The sequence below is a fragment of the Arthrobacter sp. P1_B11 genome (genome assembly GCF_056406715.1).
In genome coordinates, this window is sequence record NZ_JBFTZQ010000028.1 from 14010 (window position 1) to 33792 (window position 19783).

The 19783-nt window shown below is 64.3% G+C and carries 21 protein-coding genes, 2 tRNA genes, 1 other RNA gene and 1 pseudogene; 11 read left to right on the plus strand and 14 right to left on the minus strand.

Annotated elements, in window-relative coordinates:
* Positions 1 to 36: 36 nt before the first annotated feature.
* From epsC to msrA, 3 genes are all read right to left on the minus strand, one after another.
* Positions 37 to 621: a serine O-acetyltransferase EpsC gene (gene epsC, locus AC1D14_RS18325; RefSeq protein ID WP_230120874.1), complete on the minus strand. Its 585-nt coding sequence runs from the start codon at positions 619 to 621 to the stop codon at positions 37 to 39.
* Between the two features lie 41 nt (positions 622 to 662).
* Positions 663 to 1598 carry a cysteine synthase A gene (gene cysK / locus AC1D14_RS18330; RefSeq protein ID WP_230120872.1) on the minus strand — a complete coding sequence of 312 codons (936 nt, stop codon included), beginning with the start codon at positions 1596 to 1598 and terminating at the stop codon, positions 663 to 665.
* Positions 1599 to 1663: 65 nt separating this feature from the next.
* On the minus strand, positions 1664 to 2188 hold the full coding sequence (gene msrA / locus AC1D14_RS18335; RefSeq protein ID WP_476882297.1) for a peptide-methionine (S)-S-oxide reductase MsrA: 525 nt from the start codon (positions 2186 to 2188) through the stop codon (positions 1664 to 1666).
* Between the two features lie 100 nt (positions 2189 to 2288).
* Here msrA and AC1D14_RS18340 point away from each other — a divergent pair, with 100 nt between their 5' ends.
* Both AC1D14_RS18340 and AC1D14_RS18345 read left to right on the plus strand, forming a co-directional pair.
* On the plus strand, positions 2289 to 3206 hold the full coding sequence (locus AC1D14_RS18340) for a Nif3-like dinuclear metal center hexameric protein (RefSeq protein ID WP_476968946.1): 918 nt from the start codon (positions 2289 to 2291) through the stop codon (positions 3204 to 3206).
* Positions 3207 to 3268: 62 nt separating this feature from the next.
* Positions 3269 to 4006 carry a zinc ribbon domain-containing protein gene (locus tag AC1D14_RS18345; RefSeq protein WP_230120859.1) on the plus strand — a complete coding sequence of 246 codons (738 nt, stop codon included), beginning with the start codon at positions 3269 to 3271 and terminating at the stop codon, positions 4004 to 4006.
* Between the two features lie 67 nt (positions 4007 to 4073).
* Here the strand turns inward: AC1D14_RS18345 and AC1D14_RS18350 are convergent, their stop codons facing one another.
* From AC1D14_RS18350 to AC1D14_RS18360, 3 genes are all read right to left on the minus strand, one after another.
* Positions 4074 to 4838 (minus strand): YaaA family protein, encoded by a 765-nt coding sequence (locus tag AC1D14_RS18350; RefSeq protein ID WP_230120857.1) that lies wholly within the window; start codon positions 4836 to 4838, stop codon positions 4074 to 4076.
* A 51-nt stretch (positions 4839 to 4889) separates the two neighbouring features.
* Positions 4890 to 5738 (minus strand): alpha/beta hydrolase, encoded by an 849-nt coding sequence (locus AC1D14_RS18355; protein ID WP_476968933.1) that lies wholly within the window; start codon positions 5736 to 5738, stop codon positions 4890 to 4892.
* Between the two features lie 79 nt (positions 5739 to 5817).
* Positions 5818 to 6675 (minus strand): slipin family protein, encoded by an 858-nt coding sequence (locus tag AC1D14_RS18360; RefSeq protein ID WP_230120853.1) that lies wholly within the window; start codon positions 6673 to 6675, stop codon positions 5818 to 5820.
* Positions 6676 to 6801: 126 nt separating this feature from the next.
* On the opposite strand from AC1D14_RS18360, the gene rnpB reads away from it, so the two are divergent.
* The 4 genes from rnpB to AC1D14_RS18380 all read left to right on the plus strand — a co-directional run bounded on the left by rnpB (position 6802) and on the right by AC1D14_RS18380 (position 10224).
* An RNA gene (gene rnpB / locus AC1D14_RS18365) (RNase P RNA component class A) lies at positions 6802 to 7193 on the plus strand.
* Between the two features lie 270 nt (positions 7194 to 7463).
* A complete protein-coding gene (locus AC1D14_RS18370) occupies positions 7464 to 8954 on the plus strand; it encodes a glyceraldehyde-3-phosphate dehydrogenase (protein ID WP_290369777.1) in 1491 nt (496 codons plus the stop codon).
* A 107-nt stretch (positions 8955 to 9061) separates the two neighbouring features.
* Complete coding sequence (locus AC1D14_RS18375; protein WP_230119703.1) at positions 9062 to 9271, plus strand: hypothetical protein; 210 nt, start codon at positions 9062 to 9064, stop codon at positions 9269 to 9271.
* 155 nt (positions 9272 to 9426) lie between these two features.
* Positions 9427 to 10224, plus strand: coding sequence for an HNH endonuclease family protein (locus AC1D14_RS18380; RefSeq protein ID WP_230119704.1), 798 nt, complete (start codon positions 9427 to 9429; stop codon positions 10222 to 10224).
* A gap of 27 nt (positions 10225 to 10251) precedes the next feature.
* Here AC1D14_RS18380 and def read toward each other — a convergent pair whose 3' ends face one another.
* The 3 genes from def to orn all read right to left on the minus strand — a co-directional run bounded on the left by def (position 10252) and on the right by orn (position 11848).
* Entirely contained in the window at positions 10252 to 10824 is a 573-nt protein-coding gene (gene def, locus AC1D14_RS18385; protein WP_230119705.1) for a peptide deformylase, read from the minus strand.
* Between the two features lie 122 nt (positions 10825 to 10946).
* A tRNA-His gene (locus AC1D14_RS18390) sits at positions 10947 to 11019 on the minus strand.
* Positions 11020 to 11149: 130 nt separating this feature from the next.
* Positions 11150 to 11848, minus strand: a complete 699-nt coding sequence (gene orn / locus AC1D14_RS18395) for an oligoribonuclease (protein ID WP_476968934.1) — start codon at positions 11846 to 11848, stop codon at positions 11150 to 11152.
* Between the two features lie 154 nt (positions 11849 to 12002).
* Between orn and mptB the strand changes: the two genes are divergently transcribed.
* Positions 12003 to 13559 (plus strand): polyprenol phosphomannose-dependent alpha 1,6 mannosyltransferase MptB, encoded by a 1557-nt coding sequence (mptB, locus tag AC1D14_RS18400; protein WP_230119706.1) that lies wholly within the window; start codon positions 12003 to 12005, stop codon positions 13557 to 13559.
* On the opposite strand, the gene AC1D14_RS18405 is transcribed toward mptB, so the two are convergent.
* A complete protein-coding gene (locus AC1D14_RS18405) occupies positions 13552 to 14238 on the minus strand; it encodes a DNA alkylation repair protein (RefSeq protein ID WP_476968935.1) in 687 nt (228 codons plus the stop codon). The two genes, mptB and AC1D14_RS18405, sit on opposite strands and share 8 nt — an antisense overlap.
* 210 nt (positions 14239 to 14448) lie before the next feature.
* Here AC1D14_RS18405 and map point away from each other — a divergent pair, with 210 nt between their 5' ends.
* The gene (gene map, locus AC1D14_RS18410) at positions 14449 to 15216 is read left to right on the plus strand and encodes a type I methionyl aminopeptidase (RefSeq protein ID WP_476968936.1); all 768 of its coding nucleotides are present in this window, start codon (positions 14449 to 14451) and stop codon (positions 15214 to 15216) included.
* A gap of 80 nt (positions 15217 to 15296) precedes the next feature.
* A complete protein-coding gene (locus AC1D14_RS18415) occupies positions 15297 to 16202 on the plus strand; it encodes an aldose 1-epimerase family protein (RefSeq protein WP_230119709.1) in 906 nt (301 codons plus the stop codon).
* 8 nt (positions 16203 to 16210) lie between these two features.
* Here the strand turns inward: AC1D14_RS18415 and AC1D14_RS18420 are convergent, their stop codons facing one another.
* Positions 16211 to 16402, minus strand: a complete 192-nt coding sequence (locus AC1D14_RS18420; RefSeq protein ID WP_230119741.1) for a hypothetical protein — start codon at positions 16400 to 16402, stop codon at positions 16211 to 16213.
* On the opposite strand from AC1D14_RS18420, the pseudogene AC1D14_RS18425 reads away from it, so the two are divergent.
* Positions 16335 to 16598: pseudogene (locus AC1D14_RS18425) on the plus strand (hypothetical protein); the annotation flags it as partial. The gene AC1D14_RS18420 and the pseudogene AC1D14_RS18425 overlap by 68 nt on opposite strands.
* Positions 16591 to 17022 carry an SRPBCC family protein gene (locus tag AC1D14_RS18430; RefSeq protein WP_230119710.1) on the plus strand — a complete coding sequence of 144 codons (432 nt, stop codon included), beginning with the start codon at positions 16591 to 16593 and terminating at the stop codon, positions 17020 to 17022. The pseudogene AC1D14_RS18425 and the gene AC1D14_RS18430, both read left to right, overlap by 8 nt.
* 33 nt (positions 17023 to 17055) lie before the next feature.
* Here the strand turns inward: AC1D14_RS18430 and AC1D14_RS18435 are convergent, their stop codons facing one another.
* The 3 genes from AC1D14_RS18435 to AC1D14_RS18445 all read right to left on the minus strand — a co-directional run bounded on the left by AC1D14_RS18435 (position 17056) and on the right by AC1D14_RS18445 (position 19571).
* Entirely contained in the window at positions 17056 to 17523 is a 468-nt protein-coding gene (locus AC1D14_RS18435; protein WP_476968937.1) for a LapA family protein, read from the minus strand.
* A 171-nt stretch (positions 17524 to 17694) separates the two neighbouring features.
* A complete protein-coding gene (locus AC1D14_RS18440) occupies positions 17695 to 18075 on the minus strand; it encodes a hypothetical protein (protein WP_476968938.1) in 381 nt (126 codons plus the stop codon).
* A 1423-nt stretch (positions 18076 to 19498) separates the two neighbouring features.
* A tRNA-Arg gene (locus AC1D14_RS18445) sits at positions 19499 to 19571 on the minus strand.
* Positions 19572 to 19783 lie beyond the last annotated feature (212 nt).

Below are 19783 nucleotides of genomic sequence, written 5' to 3' on the forward strand. Positions count from 1 at the left end.
GCCGGCCAGACCGGAAGCTTAGCCGTGCTCAGAAGTTCAGATCCGGTACTCGATGTAGTACTCGGCCGGGTCCACCGCGGGTTTTGTTTCCCGCTGGGCATCGCGGTGGCGCCAGCTGGCGGGGACGCCGGTCACGATCGACTCGGGCGGAGCATCCTTGACCACGACGGCGTTGGCCCCCACGGCGCTGTCGCTGCCAATCGTGATGGGGCCGAGAATTTTGGCGCCGGCTCCGATCGTGACCCGGTCTCCGATGGTGGGGTGGCGCTTCACCTTGGCCAGCGAGCGTCCGCCGAGGGTTACGCCGTGGTAGATCATCACGTCTTCCCCGATTTCTGCTGTTTCGCCGATGACCACTCCCATGCCATGGTCAATGAAGAACCTCCGGCCGATCGTGGCGCCCGGATGGATCTCGATCCCGGTCAGGAACCGCGCCAGCTGCGAGACCAGACGCGCGGGGAACCGCGTAGACGGGTTCTGCCACAGTTTGTGCGTCAGCCGGTGTGCCCAGATGGCGTGAAGCCCTGAATAGGCGAAAAAGTTCTCAAAAGAACCTCGAGCCGCCGGGTCGTGGGACCGGGCGGCGTCGAGGTCTTCCTTAAGTCTTGCGAAAAAGCCCACAAAGATCTTTCTACAGGAAACGGCGAGGCGCAGGTTAAGGCTTAGCCCCGAATGTCGTCATAGAGGACGGTGGAGATGTAACGCTCGCCGAAGTCGCAGACGACGGCCACGATCAGCTTGCCGGCGTTCTCCGGGCGCTTAGCCAGTTCCAGCGCACCCCAAACGATGGCTCCCGAGGAGATACCGCCGAGGATGCCTTCCTTGATGCCCAGTTCCCGGGCAACAGACACCGAGTCCTCCAGCGTGGCGTCCAGGACCTCGTCGTAGACGTTGGTGTCCAGGAGCTCCGGAATGAAGTTGGCGCCGAGGCCCTGGATCTTGTGGGGGCCCGGTGCTCCGCCGTTGAGGATGGCTGAGTCCTTCGGCTCGACTGCGACGATCTGAACGTCGGGGTTGCGCTCCTTCAGGACCTGGCCCACGCCGGTGATGGTTCCGCCGGTCCCGATGCCGGAGACGAAGATGTCCACCTTGCCGTCGGTGTCGGTCCAGATTTCCTCGGCCGTGGTCTTGCGGTGGATCTCCGGGTTGGCCTCGTTGGCGAACTGCTGGGCCCAGACGGAGTTCTCCGTGTTGGCCACGATTTCCTGGGCTTTCTCCACGGCGCCGCGCATGCCTTCGGAACCAGGGGTCAGCACGATCTCGGCGCCAAAGGCGCGGAGCATGACACGGCGTTCTGTGGACATGGTCTCCGGCATGGTCAGGATGACCTTGTAGCCGCGTGCTGCGCCCACCATGGCCAGCGCGATGCCGGTGTTGCCGGACGTGCCTTCAACGATGGTTCCGCCGGGCTTGAGCGCTCCGGACTTTTCAGCAGCGTCGATGATGGCGACGCCGATGCGGTCCTTGACGCTGTTGGCCGGGTTGTAGAACTCGAGCTTGACGGCCACCGTGGCATCCAGGCCTTCGGTCAAGCGGTTGAGCCTGACCAGGGGGGTGCCGCCTACCAGCTGCGTCACATCGTCGTAGATCCGTGCCATGTACTTACGCCTATCTCTCAGGAGGGAATACTTTGGTCAGCCTAACGAGGGCGCAAGGGCCCCTGCTAAGCATTAAGCCATGCAGAGTAATATTTCCGGGCCTTGGCCAGCTTGGGGTTGATGATCACCTGGCAGTAGCCCTGCTCGGGGAACTTGGCGTAGTAGTCCTGRTGGACGTCTTCGGCAGGGTAGAAAACCGGAAGCCGGCTTACCTCGGTCACGATTGGACGCGACCACAGGCCCTGGTTCCGTTCAATCGCTTCCTCAAAAAGGATTTTCTCCTCAGTCGACTCGTAGAACATGGACGAGCGGTATTGCGTGCCGACGTCGTAGCCCTGGCGGTTGAGCGTGGTGGGGTCATGCAGCACGAAGAACATGTCCAGGATGACCTCCGGCGGAATGACCTCCTCGTCAAAGGTGACAGCCACGACCTCGGCATGGCCAGTGGTGCCCGAGCAGACGGAATAGTAGTCAGGGTGGCGTTCATGGCCCCCGGTGTAGCCCGATACCACCGACTTAACACCCATTGTTTTCTGGTAGACGGCGTCCAGGCACCAGAAGCAGCCTCCGCCAAGCACAAAAGTTTTCATGTCCTCTTCAATGGTTGAGATGCGCCGATGATTCCCGGCGCCACCTTACGGCCCCGCGCCGGGACGGGCCAGTGGGCGCCCATAGGGTAAAAATGTGAGTATGGAACCTGTGAACAGTGGCGTTGCAGCAGAGCCGGCGGAAACCGCGGAAGCGGCGGACGCCGCGGAGGCGCCGGACGCGCCGACGCTCGGGCAGCTCATGCTGGCCGTCGAAGAGCTCTGGCCAGAGTCACTCGCCGAGGAGTGGGACGAGGTGGGGCTCGTCGCGGGACACCCGTCAGCTGAAATCAGCCGGGTCATGTTTGCCGTGGACCCCACGCTTGAAGTCATCGACGAGGCCATCGAATGGGGCGCCGAGCTGCTGATCACGCACCACCCGCTGCTGCTCAAGGGCGTCACTTCCGTGGCTGCCAACACCCCCAAAGGCAAGGCCGTCCACCGCCTCATCGAGTCCGGTACCGCTCTCCTGACCGTCCACACGAACGGCGATTCCGCCGTCGGCGGTGTTTCGGACGTCCTGGCGGATGCCCTGGGCCTCGAAAACGTGTCGCCGCTGACTCCAGCCGCCAACGGCCTTCCGGAGGAAGGCATCGGCCGGGTCGGTGATCTGGCCGAGGCCATGACGCTCGGTGACTTCGCTGCAAGGGTCTTCGGGATCCTTCCTTCCGTCGCGGGCGGCGTCAGGGTTTCCGGTGACAAAGACGGCCTGGTTCGCCGGATCGCGGTTTGCGGGGGCGCCGGCGATTCGCTCTTCAACGAAGTCAGGGCCAGCAGCGCCGACGTGTTCGTCACGGCGGACCTCCGGCACCATCCGGCCTCCGAAGCCCGCGAGGCCGCGGTCAACGGCCGGCCCTACCTGATCGATGTATCCCACTTCGCCAGCGAGTGGCTGTGGCTGCCAGCGGCCGCGGACGCACTGGGCAATGTCCTCTCGGACCAGAGCCTGGACGTCGAAATCCGCGTCAGCACCACGAACAGCGATCCGTGGGACTTCATTCTGACTCCCGGCGGGGACTAGAGTCTATAAAGCCCCTGCAGGGGTGCCCGGCGCAGGCCGGATGGGATCAAGCGGAGGTAATAGTGGCCAAGGCAGCACCGGCGGAACAGTTGAAGTTGCTCGAACTCCAGGGGCTGGACGCCAAACTCAAGTCCCTGTCCAACCGCCGCCGCAGCATTGAGACCGATCCCCGCATCGAAGACCTTCAGTCGGCCCTCAGTATTGCCAACGGCGAACTGGGCGCAGCCAAGATGGCCGTCCATGACGCCGAGTCCGAGCTGAAGCGGGCAGAAGCCGACGTCGAGCAGGTGGCCAGCCGGATCGAACGCGACGAAGCCAGGCTGAACAGCGGAACCGGCCTGTCCAAGGACCTTGTGGCGCTGCAGAAGGACATCGTGTCGCTCAACAAGCGTCGCTCGGACCTCGAAGACGTCGAACTCGAAGTCATGGAGAGGCTGGATGCCCTCCGCGAACGGCAGTCGGCCCAGCAGCAGATTGTTGATGACATCCAGGGCTCCTTCGGCGTGATCCGGGCGGAACTGGACGGGCAGCTGGCCGAGATCAGCACCGAGGCCGCCGAGGTGTCAGCCAATCGCTCCGAATTCGCAGCCGGCCTGGACGCCGGAATGCTGGCCGTGTACGAGAAAACCCTCGCCCGGCGCGGCGTCGGGGCCGCGCGGCTCTTCCACGGCACGTCCGAAGGGTCCGGCATGCAGCTGAGCCCGGGCGATCTTGCCGAAATCAAGGCCGCCGCCGAGGACGACATCGTCTTCTGCCCCGACTCCGGCTGCATCCTGGTGCGCTCCGCCGAGTGGGCCTGACCGAAAGTAGCTCGCATTAGATGGCGTTGTGAGCCCTCAAACGCCATAATTGCGAGCCAGCTCGGTTTCAGCCGGGCAGAATGATGTTGAGCGCATGCGCCTTGCGGGCGGTCCCGGGAATCAGTTCGGCATTCCACTTTTCGCGGGCAGCCTTGTGCAGCTGCGCCGGCGTTTCCGGGGCCTTCCCGCGCCGGGTCAGCAGGTGCCGCGCCAGTTCTCCGCGGGTGTGCTTGGCGAAATGGCTGACCACCTTGCGCTCGCCGTTTACCTCAGCGAGAACGTTCACGGCCACCGTGGACGCAGCCGGGGGAGTCCACGCCGCAGCATAGGTGCTGGACCGGCAGTCCACCAGCAGCTCCCCGACCGCCGCGGAGGCGAGGGCGTCGGTGAGCTGCGGCTTCCAGAACGAGGCAAGGCGTCCGACGTCGGGCAGTGCCGTTGACATGGACAGCCGGTAGGCGGGCACGGAGTCTGCGAACCGGATGGCGCCCCACAGGGCCGAAATCACCAGCACGGACGCGTCCGCCCGACGGCGCTGCAGCGCCGTCATCGATTTGTAGCCCAAAGCGTCGTACAGCACGCCGGAATAGACCTGGTGGGCCGGCGCCGCGGGTTCGGCATGCAGCCGGGTGTTGCGTTCGACGTCGGCCCTCAGCGATGCTCCGACGCCGAGTAACGCCAGGGCGTCCTCGTGCGCGCTCACCGTCCCCAGCGCCTCGAGCACCTTGGCCCGGCAGCTATTCAGGTCCGGGAAGCTCAGGGACGTCCAGTCCATGGCGTCGCCGCGGACGGCCGGGGTCTTGCCTTCGGACGGGGGGAGCAGAATCAGCACCGTACGATCTTACCGATGCCGGCTGCCCGCCGTTCTCACGCGGCCGCCTGCTCAGCCGAGATGACGGCCCAGGAAGGAAACCACGTCCGGCAGGACGGACCGCCAGTAGGCCGCGTCGTGGCCGCCGGGCCGGAAGCCGCCCTCCACCGGATCCGGCAGGCCGCTGACGTAGTCCTTGACCGTCGCGTACAGCTCGTCCTCTGTGCCGCAGTCGATCCGTTTGGGCGTCGCTGCGAGTCGGGGCCGGAGCGCGAAGACGTCGTGTGCCGCGAAGTCAGCCGCACTGTCGAAGGCGCCCTCGATCCCGGCGCCGTACCGGTTCCAGGCTGCCGGACTCATGGCTGCCACGGCCCGAACGCCGGGTAGCCGGGCCTGGGAGGCCAGCAGCAACGAGCCGAAGCCCCCCATTGACAGGCCGAAGAGTCCGATCCGCCCAAGGTCATAGCCATGGTCGCCGAGGAAAGGAACAAATTCCTTCACCAGCATCGACTGGGTGTCGCTGCCATCTGCGCGGGCGTGCCACCAGGTATCGCCCCCGTCCGCCGACGCGATGGCGAACGGCGTCCCGCCCGCGGCGAGGTGGCGCTGCAGGACGTCTTGTGCGTCGAGGTCGTCGAAGATTACCTGGTTGTTGGCGCCCCGGCCATGGAGGAACAGCGCCACGGGGTAGTCTGTCCCGCTCCGCCCTGGGACCACCGGGGTGGCGACGGTCCAGTACGTGCGTGCCTCCGTCCGGAACTTCGAGGCGAAGGATCCGCTGATCATTTCGACGGATGGCGGTCCGCCAAGGGATGTGGGAGCCGGCGAAGGGCCGGCTTCGCAGGCCGCGAGGGCGCACGCGCCGAAGCCGGTTCCTGCCAGCTGCAGCAGGCGGCGCCGGGTCAGAGCGGACTCGTCCATGTCCCGATCATAGGCGCACGGCGTTTCCCGGCGTGCCACGCGTGACCGACGGCCTCTGCGCAGCGTTCCCGGCGGGAAGCTAAGCCGCCTTCACCGATGACGGTGCGGCCTGGGACGGCACCGCCTGCGATGACACGGCCTGTGCAGCGGCGGCCGTCTGCGCGGCTTGCCTCTCCCGGGCGAGGAATGCCGAGAGTTCACCAATGGTGCTCATGAGCGGCGCCGGGAACACGACCGTCGTGTTCCTGTCCACGCCGATCTCGACCAGCGACTGCAGATTTCTCAGCTGCAGCGCCAGCGGGTGGGCCATCATGGTGTCGGAGGCATCCCCGAGGGCGGCCGCCGAGATGGCCTCGCCCTGGGCGGCGATGATCTTGGCGCGCTTCTCGCGCTCCGCCTCGGCCTGGCGGGCCATGGCGCGCTTCATACTCTCCGGAAGCTGGATATCCTTGAGCTCCACCAGCGTGACGGCCACGCCCCACTCGAGCGTCAGCGCATCAAGAATCTCGCGGATGTCAGTGTTGATCCGCTCGGTCTCTGACAAGGTCTGGTCGAGGCTGTGCCGTCCCACCACCTTGCGCAGCGTGGTCTGGGCGATCTGGTTGATGGCCGCCGCTACGTTTTCAATCGCCACCACGGATTTCACGGCATCGACCACCCGGTAGTAGGCCACGGCGGAGATGTCCACGCTGACGTTGTCCTGGGTGATGATGCCTTGCGACTGGATCGGCATCGTCACGATTCGCAGGCTGACGAGGTGAAGCCGGTCAATGACGGGGATGATGAAGCGCAGCCCCGGCATTCTGACCCCGATCACCCTGCCCAGCCTGAACAGCACGCCCTGCTCATACTGCCGGACAATCCGGACGGACATCCTGGCGGCGATGAGCAGCAGCGCCACAAGCACGGCCACAATGAAGATGCTGGTGGGGTCCATCAGGATCCCCTCCTTATAACTAAGAGTTGAGCCTCCTTAATTGTCTCACCGCGACGGGCGCATGGCTCCGCGGAGGATCGCCCGCGGAGGAGGGCATGCCCGTGAGCCCGTAGACTGGTGGGCGGATGGGTTGACCAGGCGGCCGCGCGTCACGCAAGTGGCTCGAGGAACGTCCGGGCTCCGCAGAGCAGGGTGGTGGGTAACGCCCACTCGGGGTAACCCGCAGGCCAGTGCCACAGAAAACAGACCGCCTGCCACGCGCCGTTTTGAAAGCGGCACGAAGCAGGTAAGGGTGAAACGGTGGTGTAAGAGACCACCAGCTTCCCGGGTGACCGGGAAGGCTAGGTAAACCCCACCCGGAGCAAGGCCAGACAGGGCACGTTTGAGGGCTGCTCGCCCGAGTGCCCGGGTAGGCCGCTGGAGGGCGTCGGCAACGGCGTCCGTAGATGGATGGCCGCTACTCCCGCGCCGGCAACGGCACGGGAACACAGAACCCGGCGTATCGGTCAACCCATCCACTTTTTGCCGCGACACTGACCGGCCGCGCCCGGTGTGAGTGAATTCACGCACGCAGCGGCGATACGGGCAAGCGGCCCGCCTTAGAATGGACAGTGAACGTAGAAGTTCTTCCGCCGGATCTGCGTTCGCAGCCGGCGGTTTTTCTTTGCAACGTACAACGGCATCCGGGGTGGACCGAACCCTGCCGGTGCCAGCGCCCCTGGATAACTTCAGGTGGCCGCCATCCGGTTTACGACGACGTATCCGGTTGAACCAAGGAAGGTAGTTCTGTGAGCCAGACGTCAGATTCTTGTCTTGATACGTGGATGGGCCGGGAGGCGCTCGCCGAGGCCATGATTCCGGTGATCGGCCGGCTGTACCGCGAGAACAACGTGGTGACCTCCATCCACGGGCGCAGCCTGATCAACAAGTCCACCATGAACATCCTCAAGGCGCACCGCTTTGCCCGCCGGATGAGCAAGGATGAGCTCCTCCTGGAAGAGACGGCACCGCTGCTGGACACTCTCGCCAAGCTGGAGCTGGGCGCCGCGGCCATCGACATCGCGCGCCTGAACCAGAAGTACAAGTCCGACGGCGGGGACCTGACTTTGGAGGAATTCCTCCGCGCCGAGCTGGCTGAGATCGTGGGCAAACGCGGCGCAGACGACCGCACCAGCACCGACGTCGTACTTTACGGCTTCGGCCGGATCGGCCGCCTGCTGGCGCGCCTCCTCATCGAAAAGGCAGGCGGCGGCCACGGCCTGCGGCTGCGCGCCATCGTGGTGCGCCGAGGCTCCGACAACGACCTGTCCAAGCGTGCCAGCCTCCTGCGCCGCGACTCGGTGCACGGCTCCTTCGAAGGCACCATCAAGGTGGACCAGGAAGCCAACACCATCACGGCCAACGGCGTCCAGGTCCAGGTCATCTACTCGGACAACCCCGCCACCATCGACTACACGGCCTACGGCATCAAGGACGCCCTGGTGGTGGACAACACAGGACGCTGGCGCGATGCCGAAGGCCTGTCCCAGCACCTCCTGAGCAAGGGTGTGGCCCGTGTGCTCCTGACTGCCCCGGGCAAGGGCGACCTGAAGAACATCGTCCACGGCATCAACCACGGAACGATCCTGGACTCGGACAAGATCGTGACCGCAGCATCGTGCACCACCAATGCCATCACCCCGGTCCTGAAGGCGATCAACGACAAGTACGGCGTGGTCCACGGCCACGTGGAGACCGTGCACTCCTTCACGAACGACCAGAACCTGATCGACAACTTCCACAAGGGTGACCGCCGCGGCCGCTCTGCTGCGCTGAACATGGTCATCACCGAGACCGGCGCCGCCAAGGCTGTGGCCAAGGCGCTCCCGGAACTGCTGGGCAAGCTCACCGGCAGCTCCATCCGCGTCCCCACGCCGGACGTCTCCCTGGCGATCCTGAACCTGAGCCTTGAGCAGGGAACCACCAAGGACGAGATCAACGACTACCTGCGCGAAATGTCGCTGCACTCGAACCTGCGCAAGCAGATCGACTACATCGACTCCCCGGAGGTCGTCTCCACGGACTTCGTCGGCTCCCGCCGGGCGGGCATCGTGGACGGCCTGGCCACCATCTCGAACGACAAAAACCTGGTTCTCTACGTCTGGTATGACAACGAGTTCGGCTACAGCTGCCAGGTGGTCCGCGTCATGGAGGAAATGGCCGGTGTGAACCCGCCCGCCTTCCCCGCAAAGGACTCCGTGAAGGACGCCGCCCCCGTGCTTGCCGCCGCAGCGGTCTAACAGAGGCAGTCCTGGTTCCGCGGTCATCCGGCTGCGGGAAACCTGTTCCCGGGAAGTTCCCGGCTGGTTCTCTGGAATCAGCCGGGAAAGGGGACCAAACTGTTGTCATGGAACACGACTCGACTCTCCAGCACGAAACAACCCTCGAACATGCCCTGGACGTAGCACGGGCAAACCAGAAGGAGGCACAGCGCCTCCTGGACGGGGCTAAGACCAGTCATGCCGCGGGCGAGATTGGTGAAGAGCGGGTCGCCCAGCTGGGACGGCTGCTTGACCTGGCTAACGAAGATCTCCGGCGGGTGACCAGGGAGCAGTAGGGAGCAGTTTCGCCGTTCCTCCGGCCTCCAGGTGTGCACGCACCATTCCTCCGCAAGGCACCTGTCCCCAACACTGTGGATAACAGCTGTGATGTCAGGGGGCTGCCCTAGGCTCTGGGGGTGCGCACAAAACATGTCCCGAAACACCAGGCCTCATGACTGTCAGCTGGGCTGCCTACCGGCGTGCCCGCCGGCGCTCACGCCAGGCCTGGGCCGTGCTGGTCATTCTCGCGGTGTCCGCAGTCTGGGGAGTCGCCTGGTTCTTCAGCGAAGGCCAGTTTCTCGTGGCGGAGCCTGCCGTTGCCGGCCCCAGCGAGGCGCCGGTCTTTGACCCCGCATGGATGAAGCCGGTGATACGGCCCGCGGCTGTTCCTGAGGGCAGCGCGGCTGCGGCGCTGGATACCCTGTCCGTCAAGGGGCGCGCACCCAAGAACAATTACGACCGTGCGGCGTTTGGCCAGGCTTGGCTGGACGCCGACCGCAACGGGTGCGACACCCGCAACGACATTCTCCGGCGCGACCTCAGCGAGGTGGTCTTTTCCAAGGGCTCACGGTGCAAGGTCGCCTCCGGGACCTTCCATGAACCGTACGTCGGCCGGAGTGCCACATTCAGGCGCGGGGCAGAGTCCAGTAAGGCCGTCCAGATCGATCACGTGGTGGCGCTGGGGGATGCCTGGCAGAAAGGCGCTCAGCAACTCACCCCGAAGGAGCGACAAAACCTGGCCAACGATCCGCTCAACCTCATCGCGGCGGACGGGCCAGCGAACCAGGAGAAGAGCGCGTCGGACGCAGCCAGTTGGCTGCCCAAGAACAAAGCCCTCCGCTGTCACTACGTCGCCCGGCAGATCTCAGTGAAGGCAGCCTACGGACTCTGGGTGACGCAGCCTGAGAAAGATGCCATGGCCCGTGTCCTTGGTTCGTGCCCACAGCAGCAAACCGTCATGGCGCCCTGAGCCCCAGGCCACGATAGCCGTCGTCGATCAGTGTCCGAACGGGTCTGGATCCACTCCGGGCATCCAGGTCAGCCCGGGGACTCCCCAGCCGCTTTTCTTGGCCTGCTTCATGGCCTTGCGCGCATAGCGGTCAAGGAGACGGTTCACGTACAGCTTTCCGTCCAGATGGTCATATTCGTGCTGGATGACCCGGGCAAACCAGCCCGTGGCCTCGAACTCGACAGGCTTGCCAAAGCCGTCGAAGCCCTGCACCCGCGCCCATTCCGCCCGTTTGAGGGGATACTGCTCGCCGGGGAAGGAGAGGCATCCCTCCACTTCCTCGTCCGGATCGGGCAGTGCACCGGAAACCTTGGACAGGGTGAGGATCGGGTTTACCAGCACTCCGCTCGGCGGGGCGTCGTCATCATTCTCATACTTGTAGACGAAAATCCGCCTGCCCACGCCGACCTGTGGGGCTGCGAGCCCGACGCCATTGGCCTTGTCATTGGTCTCAAACATGTCGGCAATCAGCTGGCGAAGCTCGTCGTCGAAAACCTCAACTTCGGCAGCCCGGCGGTGCAGCACCGGCTCGCCCCAGATCGTGATCGGCAAAACGGTCATGGCAGATGGTTCCTTTGATGCTTGGATGGACGACCCGGCGAGGGGTAAAACAAACAAAGGCTGCACCGGATAACCGGTGCAGCCTTTGTGATTGGACGACATACAAGCTGCCGACCTATGAGGGTGAGCGACGGGGGTTGAACCCGCGACCTCCTGGACCACAACCAGGCGCTCTGCCAACTGAGCTACGCCCACCATGTGCCCCGCAGGCCTGCCGGCTTACCGGCTGGCTGGAAAGGCAACGTCAAATAGCTTACCTGCTGTTTGGGGTTGGTTTTGCCACTTTTGGCAGTTTCGGCAAAATTTCCCCCAAACGTGAGGCAGATTACTTTCTGTCCGCTTGTTTTCCGGGTCCGGCGTCGGCCCGGGTGGGAAGGTCCTGCTCCGCGAGTCCCTGTGTCAGCTGATTGATGGCTGAGGGCTGGGCGGAGATGCCCTTGGAGATCTGCAGGGCGGTGGCGCTGTCCGGTCCCGGGGCGGGCACAAACACCGCTTCCCTGTAATAACGGAGTTCGTCGATGGAATCCTTGATGTCGCCCAGGGCGCGGTGGCCGCCGAGCTTGGCAGGGGCCTGAAAGTAGGCGCGCGCAAACCATCGACGGGCCAGTTCCTTGATGGTGCTGACGTCGATGATCCGGTAGTGCAGGTGCTCCACCACGGACGGCATGTCCCGGGCCAGAAAGACCCGGTCGGTCCCCACCGAGTTACCGGCGAGGGGTGCCTTGCGCGGATCGGGAACCCATTTCCGGATGTAGGCAAGAACGGCTTCCTCCGCCTCTTCCAGCGTCTTCCCTGCTGGGAGTTCCTTCAGGAGCCCGGACCGGGTGTGCATGTCCCGGACAAAGTCGTTCATCTGCGCGAGGGCTGCGGCGGCTGGTTTGATGACCACGTCCACCCCGTCCCCGAGGATGTTGAGTTCGGAATCCGTCACCAGGGCAGCGACTTCGATCAGGGCGTCATTGACGGTGTCGAGGCCGGTCATTTCGCAGTCGATCCAGACGATGCGTTCGTTAGATATAGGCACCCGATCAGCCTACCGTTTCGTGGTGTCAGAGCGGTCCGATGCTAAGATTTCGGGTACGTGGCGCCGCCCTGCGCAGTCGCCGCAATCCAGTCTGCCCGGTCAAGCCGGCAGCAGATTGAGGCAGCACGCCCACAAGAGATTGGACAATCCTGAGATGACGGCGCCTGTGCCTGAGACGGAGGAAATGGCCACCGATACTTCCACGGATCCGGCCCTCGCGGAGGTGGACAACCCCCGGTCGCCCATCCTCTCCGGTTTCGTGGGGTCGCTTTTCCTGGTGATCGGCTCCCTCGGCGTCGGCTGGCTGGCTCCGGCCTCGGAGCTCCGGCGGATGCCGTTGTTCATCTGGATGCGCACGGAGGCGTGGGGCGTTGGGCTGTCCATCGTATTGATTGCGGTGGGCGGCATGCTTCTGGTGCGGGCGTGGCTCCGGCTTGGCCAGCGTGTCCGCGTCTGGGGGCTTGAGGCCCGCAAAGCCACACTCCAGGCCGTCGCGGCGTGGGGGCTTCCCATGATGTTCACTGTGCCCTTGTTTAGCCGGGACGTGTATGCGTACATCGGGCAGGGCCGGTTGATGGTTGAGGGATTCAACCCCTACGAGAACGGTATTTCGGCGCTCTCCAACTATTTCCAGCTTGGCGCAGACAAGATGTGGACCGAGGCGCCCGTGCCGTACGGGCAGCTGTTCCTTTGGATCGAGCAGTTCGTGGTCTGGTCCACCAACGTCCATCCCGAGGCCAGCATCATGCTCTTCCGCCTCGCTGCGCTGGTGGGCGTCGTGCTGTGCATCATCTATGTCCCCAAGCTCGCTGAACTGCACGGGGTCAACCCGCATCGGGCCCTGTGGCTTACCGCCGCCAACCCGCTCTTCCTCACGAACTTCATCGCCAGCGTCCACAATGACTCGCTGATGATCGGGCTCGCCCTTGCCGGCCTGTACTACTGCGCCACGCGGCGGGTGATCTTCGGAATTGTCCTCGTCACGGCCTCCATCGCAGTCAAGCCCATCACCGTGGTGTTCCTGCCGTTCATTGGACTGCTCTGGGCGGGCAAAGGTGCCCGCTGGCCGCGCAAGTTTGTTTTCTGGGGGCTGACGGCGGGCATCAGCTTTGCTCTGCTGTACCTCATGAGCCTGGTGAACGGATTCGGTTTCGGCTGGATCAACGGCCTCTCGGCGCCCGGAAGCGTCTGGATCTGGTACGCCCCGGTGGGGCTGCTGGGACTCGTTGTCGCTTCCATCGCCAACGCCTTTGGACTGGACGGGTGGGGGCTCGCCAAATGGGTTTACGACGCCGGGAAGTTGCTCGCCGTCGGAATCGTCGCCTGGCAGATCTTCAGGGGAGACCACGACCGCATCATGCGCCGGCTAACGCTGGCCTTCGCCGCCGTCGTCGTGCTGGCGCCCATGATCCAGTCCTGGTACGTGGTCTGGCTGATTCCGCTGTTTGCCGTGACGGGCATCCGGGCCGACTGGCAGGTCAAGGCCCTGTACTTCATCGTGTCCTTTTTCATGGTCTACGCCATCTCGGACCAGCTTGAGGTCTTCCCGTATCTGCAGTCAGAGGATCTCGGACTGGCACTGGCCCTGGCCAGGAACGCCGCCGCCATCATCGCGCTGCTGTTCGCGCTCTACCTTATTTTCCTGGACCCGCGCACCAAACTTCTGTTCAGCAAGTCGGATCAGCCGGTCACCACCCGGCCCGTCATCTGACCGGCAGGTTTTTCACCGCTTCCCGGCGGGACAGCGGGCTGAGGGACTGGCCATTGCGCTCGACGAAGTCCATGACCCAAACCGGATCCGTCTTGGCGTATTCCCGCAGCGCCCAGCCGATGGCCTTCCTGATGAAAAACTCCGTTTCAGCCATGTTCGCTTCAATGACTCTGGCGAGCAGAGTGGTGTCCGTGCCGGATTTCGCCGCGAGCTGGGCGGTAATGGACGCCCGCCTGAACCAGAAATCCGCGTCCTCGCTCCATGCGAGCAGCACAGGCGTTAGCTCCGCCCGGTGCGCCTGAAGGAGGGCGCAGAGGCGGTGGGCAACGCCGTCCACAAGATCCCAGGATGCTCCGGTGCGGATGATCTCCTCATAGACGGAAAGCATCCCAAGGTCTCCGGCCACCAGCCGCAGCCCGGTCAGGTCGATGGCCGCGTAGCGCTCTTCGCGGTACTCCGCCCCGCGCCAGAGGTCGAGCACGGTTTCGCGCAGTTCTTCGGCGGACTCGAGAGGATAGGCTGCCGCGGCTGCCTTGGCAGCCCTGCGGACCTCGGGTACGCGGACGCCCAGCGACGGTGTTGACGACTTCATGTAGGCCTGCGCCGCAGCGCCCCGAACGGGATCCGCGGCAGCCCGAAGCGCGGAGCGGATCGCGGCCCGGACCTTGTCGTTTGCCATGAAGCCAACATAGCGGCTCCAGAAAGGGCCAGGCTGAGCGCAGCCGACATGAAATCATCCAGCACCCGAGGGGCGCGGCCGTTCCTGAGCCGGGAGCGTCCTTGAGTGGGGAGGGGCCTTGGAGCAGGAAGCGTTCTACAGTAGACAGGGTACAAGGCGCTGCCGGCCTGTCCCTGTCAGCGGCACCGCCAAAAGCCCGGAGGCCAGCAGATGTCCATGATCAAAAGCCCTGATGAAATAGCACGCATGCGCGAAGCGGGGCGCGTGGTGGCCAATGCCCTGGCCACCGTCCGCCAGGCGGCCGCCGTCGGCGTTTCCCTCAAGGAGCTCGACGGCGTTGCCGCCGCCTCCATTTCTGATGCCGGCGCCACGCCGGCCTTTCTCGACTACAGGCCGCGCTGGGCTTCGGCACCGTTTCCGGGGGTCATCTGCGCCAGCGTGAACGACGCTGTAGTCCACGGGATCCCCAACGGGTACCGGCTTCAGGACGGGGATTTGCTGAGCGTGGACTGCGGCGCCTTCCTTGAGGGCTGGTGCGGCGACGCCGCCGTCAGCTTTGTCGTTGGCACCGTTGATCCCGTTGACCAGGAACTCATCGACGCAACCGACGCGGCGCTGGCCAGGGGCATCGGCGCGGCGCGGGTGGGCAACAAGATGGGTGACCTCGCCTATGCCATCGGTGGCGCGGCCCGCCGCGCGGGCTACGGGCTGCTGGCCGACCATGGAGGTCACGGCATCGGCCGGACCATGCACGCGGAGCCCTCTGTCCCGAACGACGGACGCCCAGGTCGCGGAATCAAGCTGACCGAAGGGCTGGTCATTGCCATCGAGCCAATGCTCATCCTCGGCGGCAAGGGGGACTACTACCACGACGACGACGAATGGACGCTGCGGTCAGCGAACGGCCGCAGGGCAGCCCACAGCGAGCACACGGTGGCCATCACCGCCGACGGCCCGGTAATTCTTACGCTGCCATGACCCTGAATGCCTTCTTTGGTCGAGTGGGGTATTCTGGCTGACGAATTCAGTTAGCGCTAACAAAACCTCGTAGGAGTCCCATGCCGGCCACGGAACACAGCATCAGCTTTGGCCCTTATTCAGCCATCGTCACTGAGCGAAGCGGAGCCCTGCGGCAACTGCGGTACGGCGAGCGGGACCTGGTGGTCGGTTTCGGTGCGGCCGGGCCCGTTCCGGACTACCGCGGAGTTGTCTGCGCCCCGTGGCCCAACCGCGTGGCCGACGGCCGCTACAGCCATGGCGGCAGGAGCTTCCAGGCCACTATTAACGAACCGGAGCGCCAGACGGCTCTCCATGGACTGGCGCTGGATGCCCGCTGGACTCTCGCCGGGCGCACAGCCTCATCGGTCAGCCTGACCTGCCAGGTCGATTCCGGTCCTGCCTATCCCGGGCGGCTGCAAATTACGGCGGCCTATGAGCTGGTGGAAGACGGCCTGCACTGCAGGGTCACTGCCACCAACACCGGCGACACCCCGGCACCCTACGGCGTCTGTCCCCACCCCTATCTGGTCGCGGGACCGGCTCCGCTGGATGAGTGGACCCTGGAGCTCCCGGCCGGGGAGTTCCTGGAAGTTACCCCGGACCGGCTGCTGCCGCTTGAGCTGGAATCGGTGGAGGGCCACAAATTCGACTTCCGGACCGAACGCCCCCTGGGAAGCATCCGGATTGACCACGCCTTCACCGGAATCAGCCGCACGGAGTACGGCCTGGCTGCGGTGCGCGTGTTTGACCCCTCAGACACGGGAGTGGAGCTCGAATGGGACGAACGCTGCCCCTGGGTGCAGGTTCACACCGGTGACAAGCCGGTCGGTCCAGACCGGCTCGGTTTGGCGGTCGAGCCGATGACGTGTCCTCCGGACGCGTTCAACTCAGGAACCGATCTCGTGGAGCTGGCACCAGGCTCGTCACACGCAGCGGGCTGGACCATCCGGGCCCTGACTCGCTGACGGCAGGGCTACGCAGCAGCCTCCGAGACTGGCTCGGCGCTGCGGCGAAGCGTTACCTGGCCGGTCACCGGGACTGTGGTGCCGCCGTCGGACGTTGAGCCTCCGGCAGCGGTCCCCAGGACGGCCAGCCGGCCGATCGCTTCGCTGCTGACACGGGGAATGATGGGCGACGGCGTCATCGACTTCGCGACGATCGGCACCTGGGTCCGGGACGCCGGCTACACCGGCGACATGGAGGTGGAAAATCTTCAATCGGGGGATCTGGGACTCCGACGGCGACACAGTCCGCGCGCCAAGAAGGAGCGCTACCGGCGCCTTCCCTTAACAGCGCCGTCCGCAGCGCGTAGGGTGATGCTCACGCGTTGGATGGCAATCAGGAGGCGGGCTGATGAATGAGCGTGGCAAGGATGCGGTGGCGTCCATCGATGTGGCGGCCACACCCCAGCGGGTCTGGAAAGCCCTCACCGACCCCGTCGACGTCAAAGAGTATTTCCTGGGCACGAATGTTTCCTCAACATGGCACGAGGGCGATCCTGTGACCTTTGCGGGGGAGTGGAAGGGGAAGGCCTACGAGGACCGGGGGATAGTTCTGGCGAACAGAGCCAACGAGCTCCTTCGCATCAGCCACTACAGCCCGTTGAGTGGTCTGCCCGACGTCCCGGAGAACTATCACACGGTGGAGTACCGCCTGGCTCCGAGGCCCGAAGGCACCGGCGTCACCATCACTCAGGGCAATAACCGGAGCGACTCCGAGGCGGATGAGTCTGCCAAGCTCTGGGAAACAGTGCTTGGCAACCTCAAGGAGTACCTGGAGCGCTGACGGGGAGAGGGCTCGCCGGCAGCGACGGGATTCTTACCGTTTGCGTGCGGCCAAGGACCGGCGCCGGTGTTCAGCTGCGCGCAGCTGGATGATTCGTGCGGCACCGGCCATTGCCACCAAAACGCCGCCGCCGACGGCCGCTATGAAGAGGGCGATGCCGAGGGCCACTGCACCTTCAAGCCCGAAGAACTTTACCTGAACCAGTTCCTGGTTTTGCAGGATGAACACGATGAGCAGCACAAGGACCACCAGCGCCGAGGCGACCGCGGCCCAGATCATGCCTGCCCGGGCCACCGGACGTTTCGGTTCGGCCATGCCGGCCTGCGGGGCGGAGGTCCCGCCGTAGCTCGGCAGCGGAGATGTGCCGGGCGGGATTTTGTCCTCTTCGGCGGCCGGGCGCCGTCCGTCGAGGGGCGAATGTTCTGTCCCGTCCGAAGGCTGCGCCGGCGGCCGTAACGGTTGTCGCTCGAACGGATCGGGTTCAGATGGACTCTGCCGCATGCTGTGGATCCTTCCTCTTGTCTGTCCCGCAACGGGCCAGGAACGTGGGCGCCGGCGCCACATCACTGTGCCGGCGCCCGGTCTGATCATAGGCACATGTCGCGCCAAGTAATAAGCATGCTTTCCATTAATTGTTCCGCGTGTCGGGTTTGGCGTCCACCCGCCCGCTGGTCAGACTTCGAACATTCCGTGGATCCAGATGTTGGCATTCGCTTTCGCGAGCTCGGACATCGGAACGCGGCGCGCTCCGGTGCGGGTTATCCAAAACCTGTTGTCCTTGGTCGGTGTTTTGACGGCAACCCCGACATTGTCGACAAGGTACAGCGACGTCGATGTGGCCGATATGCCTTCCATGGAGGCTCGTTTGGTAAGGCTCCTCGACGTGACGGAGCCGCCGAAAGGAGAGGGCATGGCGGCGTGCATGCAGGTGATGAGTCCGGTGCCGGCGTTCATTGATGTTGACTGGACGAGTCCGTTGAGGGAAACCCAGGCAGCTCCGTTCCAGGAAACGTAATCGCCGAAGCCGCCCGGCTGTGACGCGAATATCGTCACCGAGTTCAGCCCGACCGAGGCGCCCAGCTGATACCCGGCTGCGGCCAACGTTTCGTCGGGTGCCGCGATGACGGAGCCGACCCGCAGGCCTTCGAACTGAGATTGACGGTGACGGGCATGCCATCGAATGACGTCACGACGGATTCGACTTGAACGGGCATGTGGTTGTCATCGTTGATGAATTTGAAATCCTGTGCCGCTGTTGCGAAGGGCGCAGGCCACCATCCGGTAACGCTTGCCGTCAGTTTTCTGGGACTAAGAAGAAGCCCGCTAGCAAGACTGGGAGCGACGAGGCAGGCAGCTGTAACTGGAGCCCTACCAGATCAAAGCTCGGCTTTGCGAAGCTCTCGGGCGGCCGCCGGGGGGCGTACGGTCGGTGGAATACTCAAAGGATGCAACAACTTGGGGATGATTTGCAGCGCGTTCTGGTCGGTACGCCCAGGGGCAGAAGGCCTTGGATCGCTGCTGCCGTCTCTGTGATGGTGATTGGGCTTCTGCTGCTACTGACCGAGATTCCGCGGGGACCGGCTGTTGAGTTGATTTGCGGATATGCGGCTACATATGTCCTGGTGGGGCTGTTTATGTTCGGGCCCAACATGAGAGATCTTCGCGGCGGACGGATTGTCGGCTTCGCCGGGCCCGGCTTGGTCATGGTGATTCTGTGGGTGCTGGGCACTGGCTATTGGGGCGGACTTTGGCTCCTGGGACTCCCGGCGTGGGCCATCGTTTGCCGTGATTGGACCAGTTACACAACGCGGCAGCGGATTGTCCGGCCCCTCATATTCCTCTTGCTGCTAGCCGTAGCGTCGGCAATCTTTGTCGTCGCCGGCATCTACCCAAACTTCAGCGCATTCTTGTTCCCCCTCATACCCTTAGCGGGCCTTGCCGACCCGAAGTACAGGGCCCGAACCGTCCAAGCTGTCACCGAACTTGCTCTCTCCTTCGCGGTTATAGCAGTGGCCGTGGCCCAACCGTCAAGCGGGTGGGCATGGTCCCCAAGCTATGCAGGTGGAGCTGTTTTGGGTTGCGGACTGGTTCTTGCAGGCATGCTGCGTTGGGCGCCGGCCAGCTCCCTGCCAAAGCGAACCAGTTTCGACGTCGCGTCATAGTCGGACCGTGCTGCCAGCTGGCCATCAGGCGGTCAGGGCTCGGACACCGGGAACGGAACCTTGAGCGGGTTCTTTTCGTGTGGTTTCGTCTCGTCTCCGCGGATCTAGTCGTTGAAAATCGTCGATCGTTCGGGCCGCGAGGGTCGCCTCTGATGACTGAACAGAGATGCTGTTACCTTCAAATCGAACGCGTTGCGACGATGGTCGGAAACCGCATAACCAGCCCAGACAAAGAAAAACACCCCGGTCCGAAGACCGGGGTGTCAACGATGACCCGATACATCCGTAAAGGATGTCTCGACTCACCACACAAGTGCCCCAGGAGGGAATCGAACCCCCGACCGGCGGATTAGAAGGCCGCTGCTCTATCCCCTGAGCTACTGGGGCTTGTGGCCGCCCGGCAGATTCCGGGTTGCCTCAAAAAGTTTACATTGACTTTCGCCCAGGTGTCGGCATGGGCCGGGACGGTTTTCCCGATCCTCCGCCGGCGGCCGGACCCGGGTTATCCACATACGGCAGTTGGGCTCTCCCCGTTGCCGCGCCGCCGACTGATGCTGGGAGTGCCTGCTAGGGCAAGACACATCGAGACAGGACACCAA

Coding starts and splice junctions, on each gene's coding strand:
- cysK (WP_230120872.1), bottom strand. CDS start 1,598: ATGGCACGGATCTACGACGATGTGACGCAGCTGGTAGGCGGCACCCCC.
- AC1D14_RS18340 (WP_476968946.1), top strand. CDS start 2,289: ATGGAACCTGTGAACAGTGGCGTTGCAGCAGAGCCGGCGGAAACCGCG.
- AC1D14_RS18355 (WP_476968933.1), bottom strand. CDS start 5,738: ATGGACGAGTCCGCTCTGACCCGGCGCCGCCTGCTGCAGCTGGCAGGA.
- AC1D14_RS18360 (WP_230120853.1), bottom strand. CDS start 6,675: ATGGACCCCACCAGCATCTTCATTGTGGCCGTGCTTGTGGCGCTGCTG.
- AC1D14_RS18375 (WP_230119703.1), top strand. CDS start 9,062: ATGGAACACGACTCGACTCTCCAGCACGAAACAACCCTCGAACATGCC.
- AC1D14_RS18380 (WP_230119704.1), top strand. CDS start 9,427: ATGACTGTCAGCTGGGCTGCCTACCGGCGTGCCCGCCGGCGCTCACGC.
- def (WP_230119705.1), bottom strand. CDS start 10,824: ATGACCGTTTTGCCGATCACGATCTGGGGCGAGCCGGTGCTGCACCGC.
- mptB (WP_230119706.1), top strand. CDS start 12,003: ATGACGGCGCCTGTGCCTGAGACGGAGGAAATGGCCACCGATACTTCC.
- AC1D14_RS18405 (WP_476968935.1), bottom strand. CDS start 14,238: ATGGCAAACGACAAGGTCCGGGCCGCGATCCGCTCCGCGCTTCGGGCT.
- map (WP_476968936.1), top strand. CDS start 14,449: ATGTCCATGATCAAAAGCCCTGATGAAATAGCACGCATGCGCGAAGCG.
- AC1D14_RS18415 (WP_230119709.1), top strand. CDS start 15,297: ATGCCGGCCACGGAACACAGCATCAGCTTTGGCCCTTATTCAGCCATC.
- AC1D14_RS18430 (WP_230119710.1), top strand. CDS start 16,591: ATGAATGAGCGTGGCAAGGATGCGGTGGCGTCCATCGATGTGGCGGCC.
- AC1D14_RS18435 (WP_476968937.1), bottom strand. CDS start 17,523: ATGCGGCAGAGTCCATCTGAACCCGATCCGTTCGAGCGACAACCGTTA.